The following is a 16,511-nucleotide window of genomic DNA, read 5'->3' as shown; positions in this document are numbered from 1 at the left end:
TCTGCTCCCCTTATCTGTTGCGATTGCCACGGCCCAAAGCGCGGCTCATCTGCGCCGCGATCTGGCCTTGCGACCGGCGGAATCCCTGCACATCGGGCGTGGAGATATTCATCACCACATTCACGGCACGCCCGCCGCCCTGCGTCCGGACGCCCAGCTTTCCGTCCGCGCCGCGCGCCAGAGGCATAATCGCCTCGGGCCCAGCCTCGCCCATCAGACCCGTGCCGCCCCGCATCGGAAACATCGTCGGGCTGCTGACTACGCCGCCATTTGCGAAAGGCATCACACGGCCCTGGGAAAAACTGCCACCATCCGCAAAAGGCAGAATGCCCTGCACCAGACTGCCAACCCCATTGGCCAGCATGCCGCCGAAATGATCCGTGACCGGCTTGATCGCCGCCGAATAGGCCGTACGGATCATCGAGTTCTTCAGCACATCCAGCGCATCCGACAGGTTCATCCCGTCCAGCACCACGCCGTCAAACGCCTTGCGCAAACCGCCGGACAGGCCCCGTTCCAGAGTGGCAACGTCCTTGCCTGTCTCTTCAAAGGCGGCCCTGACCCGCTGCAAGTGACCATCAAACGCCGCCGCCATGCTCGCCGCGTCGCCCAGCGCGTCGCCCAGCGACTCTCCCCGCTCCTGCAGGTCATCAAAACCTTCACGATCCGTCATCACGCTCTCCTTGTTCCTTGTCCGGATAGGCCGCCAGCAAACCGTCGAGGCCCTTCCGGTTCATCGCAGGCATCCCCGCGCCCTGCCCCAACATCAGCCGCAACTCGGCCGGGGTCAGACGCCAGAACTGATCCGGCGTCAGGCGCAGGCCGAGGATCCCGGCCTGCATCAGCGCGGGCCAGTCGAACCCGCTCACTGCTCCGGCACCATGAAGGCGCGGGCCAGCAACTCGGCTGCAGCTTTGGCCCCGGCCATCGGACCACCTGCAATTTCGGCATGCAGAAGGTCATCGCGGGTGACCGGCGCACCGCCGCCGCGCAACCCCGCGACCAACAGCGCCAGCACGTCACCGCTGGAATACCCGCTGCCCTCAAAGCGCTGCACCAATTCGACCAGAGATCCGGCCCTCAGTTCCTGTTCCAATTCCGCCAAAGCGCCCAACGTCAGCTTGAGCACCCGCTGCTCCCCATCGATGGTCAGCGCCACCTCGCCCGTCCACGGATTGGCCATCAGAGCGCCGTAAAGCTCAGCGCACCGGCGCTTGCCATGCTCATCTCATAGGTCGCCTCACCGTTATGCGAGCCCGCATATTCGATACTGCTGACCTGAAACGGGCCTTCGACGATACCGAAATCGGGAATGATCACCTGAAAACCGGGCGTCTCACCGTCAAAGAACAATTGCCGCGCACGCTCGTCGGTCCCTGCGTCCTTGAACACGCCCGAGCCCGAGATCGAAGCCGATTTGACCCCCGCCCCAGACAGCAGCTCACGCCAGCCCCCCTGGCTTTCCAGCGTTGTCACATCGACGCTTTCCGCGTTGAAACTGATCCGCGTGGCGCGCAGGCCCGCGATGGTTTCGAACAGGCCCGTGCCGTTCATATCCACTTTGACCAACAGGTCTTTTCCGTTCTGGGCAGCCATGTGCTCTCTCCGTTGATTGCTTAGTCGTCTTCCACGCGGGCGCGGAATCTCAGATCGATCTGGCGGATCGCGCCGCCCGTTCCCGTGCGTCGGGCGCTGGCCCGTTCGAACCACAGCCCCACCAGATGGCCCCGGTCCAAACTCAGCACCGCGCCTTCCAGCGCGTCGCAAACCGCGCCGGCCAGCGTTTTGGCCGCGCCAAAACCTGCTGCCTCGGACACCACCGAGACCGTGAAGCGATGCACAGCCCCTGCATTCGCGCGGTCAGAGGCCTCTCGCACCTCTTCCGGGCCTAAAGTCACGTAAGTCTGCGGCATGGTCCCCGCAGGCACCGCGTCATAGATCGCCCCGCCCGACAGCGTGCTGACCTGCGCATCGCCCGATAGCTGTTGAAACACCGCCGCCTGCAAAGCGGCTGAAACGCCATAGCTCATGCCGCCACCTCTTCATCTGCAAAACAGGTCAGGTACTGGCCGCGCGGGTCCCGCTCGGCCACAGCGCGGATCACGAACCGACGGGCACCTTCGCGGAACCGCTGGTCCGGAGCGGGCCGCATGCTCGAACCCTCGGGCGCCCCCCGTACAACGATCCGGTAGCCAACGCGCGAGACCGAAGCCCCACCGACCGCTCGTTCCGCCCCGCTACGCGCGGTCACCTCGGCCCAGAGCGAGCCCAAAGCGGCCCAGGTTTCAGTATAGCCCCCAGCGCCGTCAGCTGTGCGAACCGGCGCCTCCAGCTCCAGCTTGCGGTTCAATCGCGGCGCGTTCATTGCATCACCCCAGCGCCGAAGCGCACCGTGCGATAGCGTTGGATCAGGCTGGTCACACCGAAAGGCATACACCCTGCGCCCAAGGCCATTTCGTCGCGATATTCGTAGTAATGCGCCGCCAACAGCAGCACCGCCTGTCCCAGATCGGCAGGCAATCCGCCCCAATCTGCGGCCATGCCAGCTGTAAAGGCGATCTTTACCGATCCGCCGGTCTGGATTCTTGGCAAACAAGACCCCGCCGCCCGCACCCGAGGGCGCTGCGCATCCCTCTCCAACCGGTACGTCGCACTGTCCGCCACGGTCTCAGCGCCCAGCGCATCCGTCAGCGTCACAGCACCAACTGAAACCACCGGGGCCACCGGCAGAGTTTCGCTTTCGAGTTCGCGCCAGCCGTTCAGGCTCCACGAAAACTCGCGCTCGATCAGCACCTTGCCGGTGCGCGCCTCGATCGCTGCAATTGCTGCACGCAGAAAACCGGTCAGAACCTCATCCTGCGTATCACCCTCGGCGAACCCCGTGCCCAGCCGCAGATGCGCCTTGAACTGATCCACCGGCAGCACCGCATCCGCGATGGCGGTTTCTTCGATCAACATCATCCATTCACTCCGCAATCTCGGACCCCTCCGGGGCCGTATCCTTGAAAATGACGGGCACGCGCCGCCCCACGTTGCTCGGACGGAGGGGAGCAGCTAGACAACGCGGGGGATCTCACCCCGGCCCGCGCCCGCCGCCCGAAAGGCCAAAAGGCCCCTCGGTTTCAGCCCGCGTTAGGCGGTACCGAATTTCACCAGCTTGATCGCAGCAAAGTCGCTTACGTCGCCGCCAACGCGCTTGGTCGCGTAGAACAGAACATGCGGCTTGGCGCTGAACGGATCACGCAACACGCGCAGATCGGGACGTTCGGCAATGGTGTAACCTGCCTGGAAATCGCCAAAGGCAATCGAGAAACTGTCGGTCGCCGCATCCGGCATGTCCTCGGCGATCAGCACCGGATAGCCCATCAGACGCGCAGGCTCACCCGCGGCCAGACCATCGGACCACAAGAAGCGGCCATCGCTATCCTTCAGCTTGCGGATCAGACCGGCGGTTTTCGAGTTCATCACGAAGGTGCCGTTCACGCGGTACTGCGCGCCCAGCGCATAGACCACATCCACGATCGCGTCCGCATCGACGCCACCCGCCGTGCCGGTCGCAACGTAGCCCAGATTGCCCCAGGCCCAGACGTCATTGTCGACAGCCGGGTGGTCCAGAATACCCTTGGGCTTGTCCGCCCCGTCACCACCGATAAACGCGGCCGCCTCGGCGCGGGCGAATTTGTCGGCGATACGGCCAGCCAGCCAACCCTCGACATCAAAGGCACTGTCATCCAGCAGACGTTGCGAAGCCTTGGGCAGCGCGCTCAGCTCGTGCAGCGGGATCGAGATGCGGTCGATGGACGGCGTCGCGGTCTCGGTCGTCGCCGAGGCCTCGTCGGCCCAACCCGCGCCCACATCGGTATGGTCGATCAAAACGTCGAACGAGTTCGCCTCAACATTCACCACCGACGCAATCGAACGGATCGAGGCGGTCGAATTCAGGACCGACTTGATCGTCTCGGCGGTCTGCGGATCAACCAGATAGCCGCCATCGCTGTTCACCGCGCTCGACAGAGATTTCGACTCCATCTCCAGCCCGCGCAACCCGTCATCCTCGCCCGAACGCAAATAGGCGTCGAAGGCCTTCTGGTGTGGTGCGCCGTCCTCAATCGAGGCCGCAAGATGCGGGCGCGCTACGATGGTTGATTTACGATCCAGCATGGTCAATCGCTCTTCTGTCTGTTGCAGTTGGGTTTTAACTTCAGCCTTGAGGCCCTTGAGTTCATTCACGAAGCCAGCCATCGCCTGCTTCACCTCCTGAACCAGGGGCGCACCCTCTCCGGTCAAGGCCGTGGTTTCGGTCTTGCTCATCAGCACTTCCTTTTTGGGTGGGATTGAGGCGCGCTAGGTCCGCGCCAGCTCCTGCCGGGCGTCGTCGAACACCTCGGCAATACTGCGCCAGGTGTTCTCGGCCTCAGGGTCCACGCCCTTTGCCACCACCCGCGCACTGGGCAACATCGGGAACGTCACCAAGGACACTTCCCACAGCTCCAGTTCGGTCAGGACCCGCTGGCCCTTGTCATTCTTCACGGCCCGCTTGGTGCGATAGCCAATCGAGAGGCCATCCATAGCGCCCGCCCGGATCAATTCCGCCGCCTCACGGCCCTTTTGCGTGGCTTCAAGCAGACGTCCTTTGACCCAAAGGCCTTGGTCATCTTCGCGCATCTCGTCCCACACACCGATGGGCTGCGCCGGATCGTGCTGCCACAGCATCTTGACCCGCTGCCCAGCCCTTGCCAGCCCTTCAAGCGAGCCGCGATATGCCCCACGTTGCACGACATCGCTTCCTTGATCGACCTGCCCGAACAGGCTGGCATAGCCTTCGATCACGGCATCGTCGGTGACGGACAACCCGTCTCCGAACCAGGAAAATTTATGCTCTAAATTCATGAACTTCTCCATGTAACTTATTGAACTTACGGCGTTACCACCAAGATGGATTGAAACGCCTGCGCCAGGATCACCGCGACTACGCCATAAACCGTCAGCCACAACCGCTTCTCCAGCCGCTCCATCATCTCTTCGATCTGATCCAGCCTTTGACACAGATGCGCGTGCTGGATCTCGGCCACCCGTTCATGCGCGGCCAGACGCAAGCCCGGCGCGCATTCGAACGGGGGATAGCCCTCAGACATCCGCACGCTCCGGCAGGCCCAGCAACGCACGCTTTTCCGCATCCGTCAGGAAATCGGCCCCATTGACCCGCGCCCATTGCGCATCGCGTTCCGCCGATAGCGCGGGCACCTGATCCAGATCGGGTTTCAGCATCAGATCCTCGCCGGTAAAGCCAACCAGCCACTCCGACACCGCCGCCGCCACCCGCGTCACCAGAGGCAGCACGGTCAGGCGATAGAACGCCCGGTTGGCCTCCTGATAGTTCGAATAGGTCGCGTCGCCTTGTATCCCCAGCAGCATCGGCGGGACCCCAAAGGCCAACGCGATCTCGCGGGCGGCGGCTTCCTTGGTCTTTTGAAACTCCATATCCGAGGGCGAAAACCCCATTGGCTTCCAGTCCAGCCCCCCTTCCAGAACCATCGGGCGGCCTGCATTGCGCGCCCCGCGATAGTTCTGCTCAATCTCATCGGACAAACGCCGGAACTGATCCTCGGCCATCACCCCATGGCCGTCGCCCTTCCACACCAGCGCACCAGAAGGCCGCGCCGCATTATCCAGCAGCGATTTTGACCAGCGAGACGCACTGTTATGCACATCAATCGCCATCGCCGCCGCCTGCATGGGCGAGAACCCGTAGTGATCATCCTGCGGGTGGAACGACTTGATATGACAGATATTTTCCGCTGCAAACCGGTGCTTCTTGCCGCCCACAGCGTAGTCATACGCCTTGGGCCAGCCATCCGCGCCCGGCACAACGCTCATCCGGTCAGACCGCAAGACATGCAGCTCCACCGGCAAGCCTTCCTCGGCCTGAACAGCCTCAACATAGGCATTGCCCGACAGCAGCAACTGCCCGAACAGAGCCTCCATCAACTCCGCCCGCCCCTGCGCCGCATTCGGACGGCGCATGAGGCTGAGGATCGGATGTACATCAAACCGCTGCGCCTGATCCTGCAGCACTAACGGCAACGCCGCCGCCGCCTCAGCAATCAGCTTGACGGATCGAAAACCCACCGGGTTCCCCGAAAACCCCGTACGTGTCAGCGACACCGCGTCCCGAGGGCTCCACGCCACGCGCCCGCCCGACTGCCATGCCACCACGGGGCCTGCGGCGCTCGCCTTCGCCTCGGGCGCTCCACGACGCAAGAAATCGAATACCATATATGCTCCTTTCTGCCGCCGCTGTGTCCGGCTTGTTGAAAGGAGTTATGACGGAAAGAAGTTTAAGCCTTGGGAATGGATCGTACGGGGGATGGGCAACACAAGCACCCATAATCATCTGTCGTCAGAGTAGTAGACAGAATTGTTGATGAGCTTGATACTCTATTGAGACAACCTTTGATACATTTGGATGACCATTTCAAATTTGCGAAGTTTCATGGATCGGGAAGGAACACAATATGTTCAACGAGGCAGTGAAAAATGGTGGCGTCGCGGTTGTTACCGGGGCAGCAAGTGGGGTCGGGCGCGCTGCGGCACTACGGTTTGCGCACGCGGGTTTGGGCGTCGTTCTGGCAGATCTACCCGGAGCACAACTTGACGCAACAGTTCAAGAAGCACGTCAATTGGCCTCCGCTAACGCACCTATTGAAGGCATACCGACTGATGTAACATCAGATGAAGAGGTAAACAGACTTGCCGATCGCGCATTTGAGATCGGTCCAATTGCTGCTTTGATGAACAACGCGGGGATTAGTCTGCCGACAACCGCTTGGTCAGAAAAGGAAAACTGGCAGCGGCTTTTGCAGGTGAATTTTTTCGGCGTTCTGCGAGGCGTGCAGGCCTTTATGCCTCGCATGATCGAAGCTAACCGCCCTGCTGTAGTCATAAATACCGGCTCGAAACAGGGCATTACAACACCGCCGGGTAACCCCGGCTATAATGTCACCAAAGCCGCGGTCAAAGTACTCAGCGAACAATTGGCTCATGAGTTGCGTGAAGCCGGAGCACCAATTACTGTTCACTTGTTTGTGCCAGGTTTTACATACACTGGTATGATTGCGTCTTTCCTCCCGGAAAAACCGCCCGCGGCGTGGACCAGTGAACAAACGGTTGATCACTTGTTCAGTCGAATGGCCAATGGTGATTTTTATATCCTTTGCCCGGACAATGATGTCGACGAGACACGCGACCGACGTCGAGCACAATGGGCTATTCAAGACATTACCGAAAACCGCCCTCCACTCTCTCGCTGGCACCCCGATTACGCAGAAGCATTTGCTAAATTCGAGAAAACTGGTGAGCAATAACTAAAGGCACCACGCCCGAGGCCGCCGATACGCCCCCGCGGGCCCCACCATCAACTCGTGCAGCGCCCTGTCCGGCGCGTCGAGCCGGTCGTGTGAGCCCTGCCCTGAATCCAAAATGGCCAATTGTAAGAATTGGCCGCTCGTTGAAGTTTGAACCAAATTCCTTTTCAGTCGCAGCCAAAGTCTTTTGAATTCATGCCAGAGGTGTTGTTTGCGTTGCATACGCCCCCACGTGCGCTTCGAATGCAAGAGGCCACCCGATGAATGAAAATGACCCTGTCCCGCCCGTCTACTACGATGCGCACGATATTTGGACAAACGAACCTACCGCTGCCGACAAACACGTCTACGAGGCGTTTGCCTCAGGTGTAGTCAATCTTGTGCAGGTGCTTGATGACTACAAAACAATGATGTCACCGGATGTCTATGCAAGGCTGTTTTCTTCGCTGTTGGCGTTGTCCCGATTGCTCGGTGAATATGAGGATAGTTGGAGCCAAGGGAAGCCGATGTCCTGAACCTGAGTGCTTCCAACAAGCGATCAGTCCGCTATGCAAAACCTGATTGATGGCAAGCACACTTCTTAGAGTTCACAAACTCCGCACCCTTGGCCGCTGATACGTTCCCGCAGGCCCCACAATCAACTCATGCAGCGCCCATACCAAAGCGTCGACGCGATCGGGCGAGCCTTGCCCCTCGAACCCGCGTGCAGTCATCTGGCACATCTGCTCCTCCAGCGCGTCCAGCCCGGCCACGTGGCTCACTCGTCCCTGTTCGTACAACGCCGCCACAGGCTCGGCCCGCGCGACCTTGCCGCGTGAGGCGCGAACAGCGCGGAACGGGACCAGAGGGTCCACCTGCCGCACGACCTCTTCCACCAGCTGCCCGCCCTGATTGACCTCGGCCACCAGCCGTTCGGCCCCGAATTCGTCCATCGCGTCAATCGCCGCCTGCGCCCAGCCCGTCGGGCCGACGCCCTGCACTGTGCGGTCGACCAGCACGTAGGCGCGCCACGCCTCGGGCAGGCCTTGTAGCTGCGCGCCCACGACCACGATTCCGCAGGCATCGGCGTTCGATCCCGCCGTCACCGCCGGATCCAATGCCACAACCACCCGGTCCAGCTCGGGCAGATGCGCGCAACGCGCCGCCTCCAGCATCGAACCCGTCCACAACGCCCCCTCGGCATCTGACAATAGCACCCCGTCCAACTCCTGCCGCCCCAGCCGTGTGCCTGCGTAGCGTGCGCGCACCTCCTCGAGGAAGGACGCGGCCAGATTGGCGCGGTTCGCCTCGGTCGGCGCATGGGTTTGAACGGTGGAGGGCGATGCCAGCAACTCTTTCAGAACCTTCACATTGCGCGGTGTTGTCGTCACACAGACCCGAGGCTGATCGCCCAAACGCAAAGCAAATTGCAGCATATCCCAGGTCTCCCCGGCCTTCTTCCATTTGGCCAACTCGTCCACCCAGGCCGCATCGAACTGAGGGCCGCGCAATCCCTCGGGATCATGCGCTGAGAACGCCTGCGCCTCGGCCCCGTTCGGCCAGATCAGCTTGCGCTCAGAGGCTTTCCACGTGGGCCGTCGGTCGGGCGGGGAACATTGCAAAATACCGCTATCGCCAAAGATCATCACATCGCGCACTTGATCAAAGGTCTCACCCACCAACGCCACACGAGACGCCGCGCCCTTGTCCAAAGGCTTGGCCCCTTCGGCCATCGAGCGCACCCATTCAGACCCTGCGCGCGTCTTACCAGCCCCGCGCCCGCCCATGATCACCCAAGACCGCCAGTCGCCATCGGGCGGTAACTGATGCGGCAGCGCCCAGAACTCGAAAAGGAAAGGGAGGGCACACAGCCCCCCCTCCCCGATCTCACTCAGAAATCTGTCCTGCACCGCAACAGGTGCGGAGGCGAGCCAGTCTGCACCCGACCTCAAACCGAGCCCGGTCAAGGTCGAGCGCATATCCCCCTTGGGCAATTCCGGCTTGTCTGAGATGTTGTTCGACAAAGCTTGTCTCCACTTTCTGGCAACTGCGGATCAGCCCCTCTAGCTGGCCGAGTTGCTTGCCTGTTCCGGCAAGGTCTGCATCCTCCCCGGCTCCGATCTGCTGGCGCAGTTCTTCCGCTGCATGGCGCAGATCTCGAATGGACCTCTCGAGCGACTGCAACAAGTCGGCCGTCTGGGAGATCCGCTCTTCCGGGGTAATCAAAGTCATGTTTGCCTGTGACCTCATGCGTGAGTTTTCTCCGCACGAGAGAAACGAAAAAACGGCCGCCGGGTCGCCCCGGGGCCGTTCCCCACTTCTTCTAGCATGGCACAACTTATACGAGAATGAGTGCGCTGTGTCAAGTTTGTGCGCAACGGGCCGCAACACCTAAGCCGTTCTGTTTATTAAACTTTTTATAACCCTCCGCGAGCGTTGTCCTGCGCGAACCACCTCTTCGAAAGAAAATACCCCCAAATACAGCCTGCATACCCATATTAAACACAGACTTATTCCTCAATTTCGTTTCCGGTTTTGAGAAAAAGAAGGATTTATATCCTCATTTGTGCTATTTTGACCATTATGCTCATCATTTTGTGAGCATGATTCAACCTAGAACGAAGTTGTTTATTTTTTGGAGTAGTTATGTCACGCCAACCCCATGGGCTTAGCCGATATGAAACGCTGGTAAAAGAATGCGCGGATACCCCACGCCCGCCGCTGCCGGATACGTTTGGACGAATTGGGCATCGTAATCCTCTCTCAGGTATCGCCCCAGGCGGTGAGCCCTTTGATACCGCTGACGTCCTCGCCGCGTTTGATGCAGCGGTTGACTCAATGAAAGATACCAATGACCCACAGGGGCATGACGTCGCCGCCGGTATGACCTTCTTCGGTCAATTCGTCGACCACGATGTAACGCTGGACGCAACCTCGGCCATTGGGACAGTTATTGATCCAGCTACCATTCGTAATATCCGCACCCCGACACTGGACCTCGATTGCGTTTACGGCGATGGCCCAGAAGCATCGCCGCACCTCTATCACCCGGACCATCACGGGTTCCTTCTTTTTGGCAACGCTGACAATCATCTCGATCTTGCCCGAACCAAGCAAGGCACGGCGCTGATTGGTGACCCTCGTAACGACGAAAACCAGATCGTTTCGCAATTGCAGGGCGCTTTCATTTGCTTGCACAACATCGTCATGACAGCTTTGGAAGCAGACAGTGGCATGGCGCGCAAAGCCTTGTCCGGCATTTCAGCGGCAGCCATGCATACCTTCAAGAAAAGCGAGGAGCCTTTCCAGGTTGCGCGCCGAATTTGTCGGCTGCACTATCAGTATCTCGTGGCCCATGATTTGCTTCAGGCATTCGTCGACGCCCACATTCTAAAACATGTGCGTGATCATCTCGAAGTTGGGACACTTCCGAAGCCTTTCAAAGATGACTCTCCGGTTATGCCGATAGAATTCTCCGGCGCTGCTTACCGCTTCGGGCACGCCACAGTGCAGTCCAAATACCGGCTCAATCATGGCAATCTGGATTTCGACCTGTTCAAGCTAGGACGGCCCGAGTTCTCCTTCCGACCGTCAGACCTGAACATTCACTTCGAGAAATTGTTCGACTATCCCGGTCAAACTGCAGGCACGCGTGCGCGACCCATTGGGCGCAAAATGGCGCAATCCATTTTCGCGCTCCCCTTCATCAGCGGCACGGCCGATATCGGCGGCGCCACAATGACCGAGGATCAGAACCGCAAACTTCCTTTGCGCAACCTGCTGCGCGACCGCCTCACGTTGGAGCTTGCCTCAGGTCAACAAATGGCGCGAAAGATGCATGTGCCCGAACTTGCGGCTCCGCCTGAGCTGTCAGACCACGGCGTCACCAAAACACCGCTGTGGTATTACTGTCTGCAAGAGGCCGAAGGTCATGGCGGTCGACTTGGGCCGGTGGGCGGCACGATCGTCGCGACGGTGTTGCTGCGGCTTCTGTATCTTGACCCGGAAAGCCTTGTCTGCTCGACCCATGACTTTAAGCCGTGGAAAGAACTTGGCGCAGATGACGACGGAACGTATTCGATGGGGCATATGCTGAAATTCGTTGAAGCCAATCGCGATAGCATCGCCCATGCGGGGGATCTTCGCACCTAAACTTGCCCTGCCCTGATCCGATAAGCCGGATCAGGGTTTTCCCAAGACCAAGGAACTATCACTGACAAGCCTTGACAATTCAGTTGCCACGCATCATGAGCATCTGACCAGCGCTGACGCGTGAGCCTCGGCGGGCACCATCTGCCCCACAGCGCCACAGATTTTTCCAGTTCCCCATCACGCAGGGTTCTTAACGCGACGACCAGATAGAGCAGGATTCGCCTGCCTGTCCCGAGGTCCCGCTTGACCCTATCGGTCGCGAATGCGGCCCATCACGACTTGCCCGTTGGCGAATGCTGCGGGCGGCAAAGGATAAATATTGTTCGACTTCGATATGCTGGGCCTTGCACCAGCGCTCAACGATGCACTGAAAAGTGCGAATTTCTCACAGCCCACGCCAATCCAGAACCAGGCGATCCCGCTGGCTCTAAACGGGCATGATATTCTGGGGCTGGCGCAGACCGGTACCGGCAAAACGCTGGCCTTTGGCCTGCCTTTGGTTGATCACCTGCTAAACCAACCCGGCAAACCTGCGCCCAAAACGGCCAAGGCTCTGATCCTCGCGCCAACGCGCGAGCTTGTGAACCAGATTGCCGACAGCCTGCGCGTTCTAACCGGCAAGACCAAATTGCGCGTGGCAACTGTTGTGGGTGGTCAGTCCATCAACAAACAGATCGCCTTTCTGGGCCGCGGCACAGATATTCTGGTGGCCACGCCAGGGCGTCTAATCGACCTGATGGAGCGGAAGGCCGTCGACCTTGGGTCGGTTCGCCACCTTGTTCTGGACGAAGCCGACCAGATGCTGGATCTTGGCTTCATCCACGCGCTGCGCAAAATCGCGCCTGCTCTAGGCACACCGCGTCAGACCATGCTGTTCTCGGCCACGATGCCGAAGCAGATGGAGGAGATCAGCCGCGCCTATCTCACCAATCCCCAGCGGGTGCAGGTCTCGCCTCCGGGTAAAGCGGCGGACAAGATCACGCAGTCGGTTCACTTCGTCACTAAACCCGAGAAGCCCGGCAAACTGCGTGAGATCCTGTCGCAGGACACCGACGCGCTGACCCTTGTCTTCTCGCGCACCAAACACGGGGCCGAGAAGCTGATGAAGGGGTTGGTCGCCGATGGCTACAACGCCGCCTCGATCCACGGCAACAAAAGCCAGGGACAGCGTGACCGCGCCATCAAGGCCTTCCGTGCCGGTGAAATCAACGTGCTGGTCGCAACAGATGTCGCCGCGCGTGGGATCGACATTCCCGGCGTCGCCTATGTGATCAACTACGACCTGCCTGAGGTGCCCGACAACTATGTCCACCGCATTGGCCGCACCGCGCGCGCCGGTCGCGAGGGTGAGGCAATTGCCTTCTGCTCGGCGGAAGAGGTCGACCTGCTGCGTCAAATCCAAAGACTGATGAAGATCGACATCCCGGTCGCCAGCGGCACACAGCCCGAACCTGTTGAAGCTGAACGCGGCGGGCGTCGCCAGAACAACCGGCGTTTCAAGCCGAGACCGGCGAACGGAGGTGCGAAACCCGGGCAAAACAAGCGCCGGCGCCCTCGTCGCAAACCCGCAGCCTGACCTAAAAAAACAGCGCCGAAAGCGGCGCTGTTTTTCGTTTTGGCTTAGTTGCCCGAGTTTCGTTCGGCCTCAATCTCGCGCCATTTCGCGACATTGCGGTTATGTTCCTGCAGCGTCTCGGCAAAGGCGTGGCCTCCGGTGCCATCCGCAACAAAGAACACGTAGTCCGTGTTGTCAGGCGCAACGGCTGCTTCGAGGCTCGCCAGACCGGGGTTGGCGATCGGGGTCGGTGGCAGCCCGTCGATCTGATAGGTGTTCCAAGGTGTTGGCCGGTTCAGCTCGCTGCGCCTTAGGCCACGTCCCAACGGTCCCTGCCCCTTGGTGACGCCGTAGATAACCGTCGGGTCGGTCTGCAGGCGCATGCCTTGATTCAGACGGTTCACAAAGACGCTGGCGACCTGGCCCCGCTCTCCGGGAACGCCCGTTTCTTTTTCGATGATCGAGGCAAGGATCAGCATTTCCTCAGGGCTTTCCAGCGGCAAACCCTCTTGGCGGTTTTCCCAGGCAGCATTGATCCGAAGCTGTTGTTTGTCCTGCATCGCTTTCAGGATGTCGTTGCGGTCCTGACCGGCAGCGACATCGTAGCTGTCTGGCGCAAGCGAGCCTTCGGCAGGAATCTCGGAAACCTCGCCGCTCAGCGCTTCAAAACCCTTCAAAGCCTCAACCACCTGCCATGAGGTCACGCCTTCTGCGAGTGAAACACGATAGCGCGTGTCTGCCTCTTGGCGCTTCTCCTGATAGGCCGCCGGTGTTTCTTCCTCGGCCATGTCGAACTCGGCGATTTCGTCGAATTCCAGCGTGGCTGGGTTCAACTCGCGCACGCGGGTCTGCGCGCGGGTCACGCCAATGCGGTATTCGATCTCTGAGCCGCAGGTGCTCGCGCCGCTGCTGGTGATCTCGTAGATGATCTGCTCCATCGACGCGCCTTCACGCACCAGAAAGCTGCCTGCTTTCAACTGCTGCGCCCGATCGGTGTAGTCGGCGGCCATGCGAAAGATCGTGGCGTTGGTGATCGCGCCCTGGTCCTCAAGCTCGCGGCTAACCCGTGTCATGTTCGAACCGCTTTCCACCCGCAGGCAGATCGCGGTTTCCAGCGGGCCTTCCGAATGATACTGGGTCTGGCCCCAAAGGATCAGACCGCCCACCAGAAACAGGCCGACCACCAGGATGGTCAGCGCGTTCGATGCAATGGCCCGCCACATTTAACTGGCCTTTCCGAAGATCACGCTGGCATTGGTGCCGCCGAACCCGAACGAGTTCGAAAGGGCCACGTTGATCTCACGCTCGCGCTTTTCGTTCGGAGCCAGATCAATCGGCGTTTCAACCGCCGGATTGTCGAGGTTGATGGTCGGAGGCGCCACCTGATCGCGGATCGCAAGGATCGAGAAGATCGCCTCAATCGCGCCCGCTGCCCCCAACAGGTGCCCTGTAGCGGATTTGGTTGAAGTCATGGTCGCATTCGCTGCGTGATCCCCCAGCAGACGCTCTACAGCACCCAGTTCGATCGTGTCCGCCATAGTCGAGGTTCCATGCGCGTTGATATAGTCCAGATCTTTCGGCTCCAGCCCAGCGCTGCGCAGCGCGGCTTTCATCGAACGCTCGGCCCCGTCGCCATCTTCCGACGGTGCGGTGATGTGATACGCGTCGCCCGACATTCCGTAGCCCAGAACCTCGGCATAGATCTTCGCGCCACGTGCTTTGGCGTGTTCGTATTCTTCCAGAATGACGATGCCTGCGCCTTCACCCATGACAAAACCATCGCGGTCAACGTCGTAGGGGCGGCTGGCTTTCTTCGGATCGTCTGCATACTTAGTCGACAACGCCTTACAGGCGTTGAAACCCGCGATGCCGATCTCGCAGATGCAGCCCTCGCCGCCACCGGCCACCATGACATCGGCGTCGCCTGCGCGGATGATGCGGCTGGCGTCCCCAATCGCATGGGCACCAGTCGAACACGCAGTCACGACCGAGTGGTTCGGCCCTTTAAACCCAAACCGGATCGACACCTGACCGGACGCCAGGTTGATCAGTGCGCCGGGAATAAAGAAGGGCGACACACGGCGCGGGCCTTTGTCACGGATTAAGTTAGCGGTATCCGCAATCGAGCCCAGCCCACCAATACCTGAGCCGATCAGAACGCCAGTGCGCAGGCGATCTTCCTCACCCTCAGGGGTCCAGCCTGCATCCTTGCACGCCATCTCCGCCGCAGCGATCGAGTACAGGATAAAGTCTTCGATCTTGCGTTGTTCTTTCGGAGGCATCCAGTCATCGGGGTTGAACGTTCCGTTTGTTCCGTCTCCACGCGGCACCTCGCAGGCATAGGTCGTAGTGACCCCGCTTGCCTCGGCATCGAAATGTGTGATTGGCCCTGCGCCGGACTCTCCGTCCAGCAGACGCGACCAGGTTTCCTCGACTCCGCTGGCCAAAGGAGTGACCAACCCCAGACCGGTTACGACGACTCTGCGCATGAAGTGCCTCTTGCCTGCTTACTGTTATGCGAACCGCTCATACCCCGGCCCGGGGTGCGGGGGCAAGGGCCACGCTCCATTCCCCGTCTGCATCTTGCGGTTTCAGCTTGATTTTGGGCGATCCTGCGCCTGCTAATCCCCCTCGCCCTACTGAAATCGCAGGGCGAGAGAGTTTCATTTTCGGTTCCGTTACTGGAACTGCGCCACTGGCTCATGCGCGCCAGCTGCTACGCCCAGAGCGTCGGAAAGATCGACTGTTTTCCGGAACAAAGCTCGGCCGACAATCGCGCCCGCAATGTTCGGGATGTAGGACAGGCGCGAGATATCGTCCGCAGTACGCACCACGCCGCTGGCAATGACCGGCGTGCGCGAATGCTGCGCCAGGCCGGAGATCAGGCCCAGCTGCGCCTCAACGTCTTCCATGTCACTGTCGATATCGGTCACAACGATGGCTGCAAAAGGCGTGCCATCGAAGGCATCAATGAACGCTTCGGGTGTGAACGCGCTTTGGCTACGCCAGCCGTCGGTCATGACAAACCCCTGCCATACATCGACCGCAAGAACGATCTGATCCGGGTAAAGCTTGGCCAGTTCCTTCACCAGATGGGGGTCCCGCGCCGCTAGCGTCCCGATCACAACGCGGCCCGCGCCCTTGTCGATCCAGTATTCGACCTGCTCACGCGTGCGCATACCCCCAGCCAATTGCACGGGGATCTCGGCCGACCGAATGATCTCTTCCACCAGTTCCGAGTTGGTATCACGGCCCTCTACAGCATCGAAATCTGTCAGATGCATCCACTCGGCCCCGGCCTCTGCCCAACCCCGCGCGGTTTCGACCGGGTTCACATGCCAGATCATCGCATCCTCCAGACGCCCTTTGTCCAAGGTGACGCAGCGACCGTTCTGAAGTTCCATTGTGGGGTAGATTCTCATGAGCTTTCTCCTCCGCCCAAGCGCCCTAAAGTCTCATAG

General features: G+C 60.2%; 19 protein-coding genes. 4 read left to right on the top strand and 15 right to left on the bottom strand.

The genetic code is table 11. From position 1 onward, the window contains the following. Positions 1 to 10: 10 nt before the first annotated feature. The 11 genes from ACR0B5_RS13010 to ACR0B5_RS12960 all read right to left on the bottom strand — a co-directional run bounded on the left by ACR0B5_RS13010 (position 11) and on the right by ACR0B5_RS12960 (position 6,276). The gene (locus ACR0B5_RS13010; protein ID WP_170458816.1) at positions 11 to 673 is read right to left on the bottom strand and encodes a phage tail tape measure protein; all 663 of its coding nucleotides are present in this window, start codon (positions 671 to 673) and stop codon (positions 11 to 13) included. Continuing rightward, complete coding sequence (locus ACR0B5_RS13005) at positions 660 to 869, bottom strand: rcc01693 family protein (protein ID WP_480540942.1); 210 nt, start codon at positions 867 to 869, stop codon at positions 660 to 662. The genes ACR0B5_RS13010 and ACR0B5_RS13005 overlap by 14 nt, the downstream gene beginning before the upstream one ends. Next, a complete protein-coding gene (locus ACR0B5_RS13000; RefSeq protein ID WP_480540940.1) occupies positions 866 to 1,183 on the bottom strand; it encodes a gene transfer agent family protein in 318 nt (105 codons plus the stop codon). Before ACR0B5_RS13000 ends, ACR0B5_RS13005 begins: the two co-directional genes overlap by 4 nt. Next, positions 1,183 to 1,596 carry a phage major tail protein, TP901-1 family gene (locus ACR0B5_RS12995; RefSeq protein WP_480540938.1) on the bottom strand — a complete coding sequence of 138 codons (414 nt, stop codon included), beginning with the start codon at positions 1,594 to 1,596 and terminating at the stop codon, positions 1,183 to 1,185. Before ACR0B5_RS12995 ends, ACR0B5_RS13000 begins: the two co-directional genes overlap by 1 nt. A gap of 20 nt (positions 1,597 to 1,616) precedes the next feature. After that, positions 1,617 to 2,030, bottom strand: a complete 414-nt coding sequence (locus ACR0B5_RS12990; protein WP_480540936.1) for a DUF3168 domain-containing protein — start codon at positions 2,028 to 2,030, stop codon at positions 1,617 to 1,619. After that, a complete protein-coding gene (locus ACR0B5_RS12985) occupies positions 2,027 to 2,365 on the bottom strand; it encodes a phage head closure protein (protein ID WP_170458826.1) in 339 nt (112 codons plus the stop codon). Before ACR0B5_RS12985 ends, ACR0B5_RS12990 begins: the two co-directional genes overlap by 4 nt. After that, positions 2,362 to 2,961: a head-tail connector protein gene (locus tag ACR0B5_RS12980; protein WP_480540934.1), complete on the bottom strand. Its 600-nt coding sequence runs from the start codon at positions 2,959 to 2,961 to the stop codon at positions 2,362 to 2,364. Before ACR0B5_RS12980 ends, ACR0B5_RS12985 begins: the two co-directional genes overlap by 4 nt. A 171-nt stretch (positions 2,962 to 3,132) precedes the next feature. Then, entirely contained in the window at positions 3,133 to 4,311 is a 1,179-nt protein-coding gene (locus tag ACR0B5_RS12975; RefSeq protein ID WP_480540932.1) for a phage major capsid protein, read from the bottom strand. A 33-nt stretch (positions 4,312 to 4,344) separates the two neighbouring features. Beyond that, the gene (locus ACR0B5_RS12970) at positions 4,345 to 4,902 is read right to left on the bottom strand and encodes an HK97 family phage prohead protease (protein WP_480540930.1); all 558 of its coding nucleotides are present in this window, start codon (positions 4,900 to 4,902) and stop codon (positions 4,345 to 4,347) included. A 14-nt stretch (positions 4,903 to 4,916) separates the two neighbouring features. After that, positions 4,917 to 5,135, bottom strand: coding sequence for a GTA head formation protein, RCAP_rcc01685 family (locus ACR0B5_RS12965; RefSeq protein WP_480540928.1), 219 nt, complete (start codon positions 5,133 to 5,135; stop codon positions 4,917 to 4,919). After that, the gene (locus ACR0B5_RS12960; protein ID WP_480540926.1) at positions 5,128 to 6,276 is read right to left on the bottom strand and encodes a phage portal protein; all 1,149 of its coding nucleotides are present in this window, start codon (positions 6,274 to 6,276) and stop codon (positions 5,128 to 5,130) included. The genes ACR0B5_RS12965 and ACR0B5_RS12960 overlap by 8 nt, the downstream gene beginning before the upstream one ends. A gap of 239 nt (positions 6,277 to 6,515) precedes the next feature. Here ACR0B5_RS12960 and ACR0B5_RS12955 point away from each other — a divergent pair, with 239 nt between their 5' ends. Together ACR0B5_RS12955 and ACR0B5_RS12950 are read left to right on the top strand one after the other, a co-directional pair. Next, positions 6,516 to 7,364: an SDR family NAD(P)-dependent oxidoreductase gene (locus ACR0B5_RS12955; protein ID WP_480540924.1), complete on the top strand. Its 849-nt coding sequence runs from the start codon at positions 6,516 to 6,518 to the stop codon at positions 7,362 to 7,364. Between the two features lie 260 nt (positions 7,365 to 7,624). Next, positions 7,625 to 7,879: a hypothetical protein gene (locus ACR0B5_RS12950; protein WP_480540922.1), complete on the top strand. Its 255-nt coding sequence runs from the start codon at positions 7,625 to 7,627 to the stop codon at positions 7,877 to 7,879. A 72-nt stretch (positions 7,880 to 7,951) separates the two neighbouring features. Here ACR0B5_RS12950 and ACR0B5_RS12945 read toward each other — a convergent pair whose 3' ends face one another. Then, positions 7,952 to 9,322, bottom strand: coding sequence for a DNA-packaging protein (locus ACR0B5_RS12945; RefSeq protein ID WP_480541030.1), 1,371 nt, complete (start codon positions 9,320 to 9,322; stop codon positions 7,952 to 7,954). 667 nt (positions 9,323 to 9,989) lie between these two features. Here ACR0B5_RS12945 and ACR0B5_RS12940 point away from each other — a divergent pair. Beyond that, positions 9,990 to 11,495 (top strand): peroxidase family protein, encoded by a 1,506-nt coding sequence (locus ACR0B5_RS12940; protein ID WP_480540920.1) that lies wholly within the window; start codon positions 9,990 to 9,992, stop codon positions 11,493 to 11,495. A gap of 319 nt (positions 11,496 to 11,814) precedes the next feature. After that, on the top strand, positions 11,815 to 13,071 hold the full coding sequence (locus ACR0B5_RS12935) for a DEAD/DEAH box helicase (protein ID WP_480540918.1): 1,257 nt from the start codon (positions 11,815 to 11,817) through the stop codon (positions 13,069 to 13,071). Positions 13,072 to 13,115: 44 nt separating this feature from the next. Here ACR0B5_RS12935 and mltG read toward each other — a convergent pair whose 3' ends face one another. The 3 genes from mltG to ACR0B5_RS12920 form a co-directional block, all read right to left on the bottom strand. Beyond that, positions 13,116 to 14,273: an endolytic transglycosylase MltG gene (gene mltG / locus ACR0B5_RS12930; protein WP_480540917.1), complete on the bottom strand. Its 1,158-nt coding sequence runs from the start codon at positions 14,271 to 14,273 to the stop codon at positions 13,116 to 13,118. Beyond that, a complete protein-coding gene (gene fabF, locus ACR0B5_RS12925; RefSeq protein ID WP_170458843.1) occupies positions 14,274 to 15,539 on the bottom strand; it encodes a beta-ketoacyl-ACP synthase II in 1,266 nt (421 codons plus the stop codon). Between the two features lie 189 nt (positions 15,540 to 15,728). Continuing rightward, complete coding sequence (locus tag ACR0B5_RS12920) at positions 15,729 to 16,472, bottom strand: 1-(5-phosphoribosyl)-5-[(5-phosphoribosylamino)methylideneamino]imidazole-4-carboxamide isomerase (RefSeq protein ID WP_170374035.1); 744 nt, start codon at positions 16,470 to 16,472, stop codon at positions 15,729 to 15,731. Positions 16,473 to 16,511: the final 39 nt, after the last annotated feature.

Source organism: Ruegeria sp. AG1 (assembly GCF_056541705.1).
The sequence above is the reverse complement of the archived record's forward strand: the minus strand, read 5'-3'. Positions and strand labels throughout refer to the sequence as shown.

Bases quoted from the DNA above. Each gene is read 5' to 3' on its own strand.
- ACR0B5_RS13010 (WP_170458816.1), bottom strand. From the start codon at position 673: ATGACGGATCGTGAAGGTTTTGATGACCTGCAGGAGCGGGGAGAGTCG.
- ACR0B5_RS13000 (WP_480540940.1), bottom strand. From the start codon at position 1,183: ATGGCCAATCCGTGGACGGGCGAGGTGGCGCTGACCATCGATGGGGAG.
- ACR0B5_RS12995 (WP_480540938.1), bottom strand. From the start codon at position 1,596: ATGGCTGCCCAGAACGGAAAAGACCTGTTGGTCAAAGTGGATATGAAC.
- ACR0B5_RS12990 (WP_480540936.1), bottom strand. From the start codon at position 2,030: ATGAGCTATGGCGTTTCAGCCGCTTTGCAGGCGGCGGTGTTTCAACAG.
- ACR0B5_RS12985 (WP_170458826.1), bottom strand. From the start codon at position 2,365: ATGAACGCGCCGCGATTGAACCGCAAGCTGGAGCTGGAGGCGCCGGTT.
- ACR0B5_RS12980 (WP_480540934.1), bottom strand. From the start codon at position 2,961: ATGATGTTGATCGAAGAAACCGCCATCGCGGATGCGGTGCTGCCGGTG.
- ACR0B5_RS12975 (WP_480540932.1), bottom strand. From the start codon at position 4,311: ATGAGCAAGACCGAAACCACGGCCTTGACCGGAGAGGGTGCGCCCCTG.
- ACR0B5_RS12970 (WP_480540930.1), bottom strand. From the start codon at position 4,902: ATGGAGAAGTTCATGAATTTAGAGCATAAATTTTCCTGGTTCGGAGAC.
- ACR0B5_RS12965 (WP_480540928.1), bottom strand. From the start codon at position 5,135: ATGTCTGAGGGCTATCCCCCGTTCGAATGCGCGCCGGGCTTGCGTCTG.
- ACR0B5_RS12960 (WP_480540926.1), bottom strand. From the start codon at position 6,276: ATGGTATTCGATTTCTTGCGTCGTGGAGCGCCCGAGGCGAAGGCGAGC.
- ACR0B5_RS12955 (WP_480540924.1), top strand. From the start codon at position 6,516: ATGTTCAACGAGGCAGTGAAAAATGGTGGCGTCGCGGTTGTTACCGGG.
- ACR0B5_RS12950 (WP_480540922.1), top strand. From the start codon at position 7,625: ATGAATGAAAATGACCCTGTCCCGCCCGTCTACTACGATGCGCACGAT.
- ACR0B5_RS12945 (WP_480541030.1), bottom strand. From the start codon at position 9,322: ATGCGCTCGACCTTGACCGGGCTCGGTTTGAGGTCGGGTGCAGACTGG.
- ACR0B5_RS12940 (WP_480540920.1), top strand. From the start codon at position 9,990: ATGTCACGCCAACCCCATGGGCTTAGCCGATATGAAACGCTGGTAAAA.
- mltG (WP_480540917.1), bottom strand. From the start codon at position 14,273: ATGTGGCGGGCCATTGCATCGAACGCGCTGACCATCCTGGTGGTCGGC.
- fabF (WP_170458843.1), bottom strand. From the start codon at position 15,539: ATGCGCAGAGTCGTCGTAACCGGTCTGGGGTTGGTCACTCCTTTGGCC.
- ACR0B5_RS12920 (WP_170374035.1), bottom strand. From the start codon at position 16,472: ATGAGAATCTACCCCACAATGGAACTTCAGAACGGTCGCTGCGTCACC.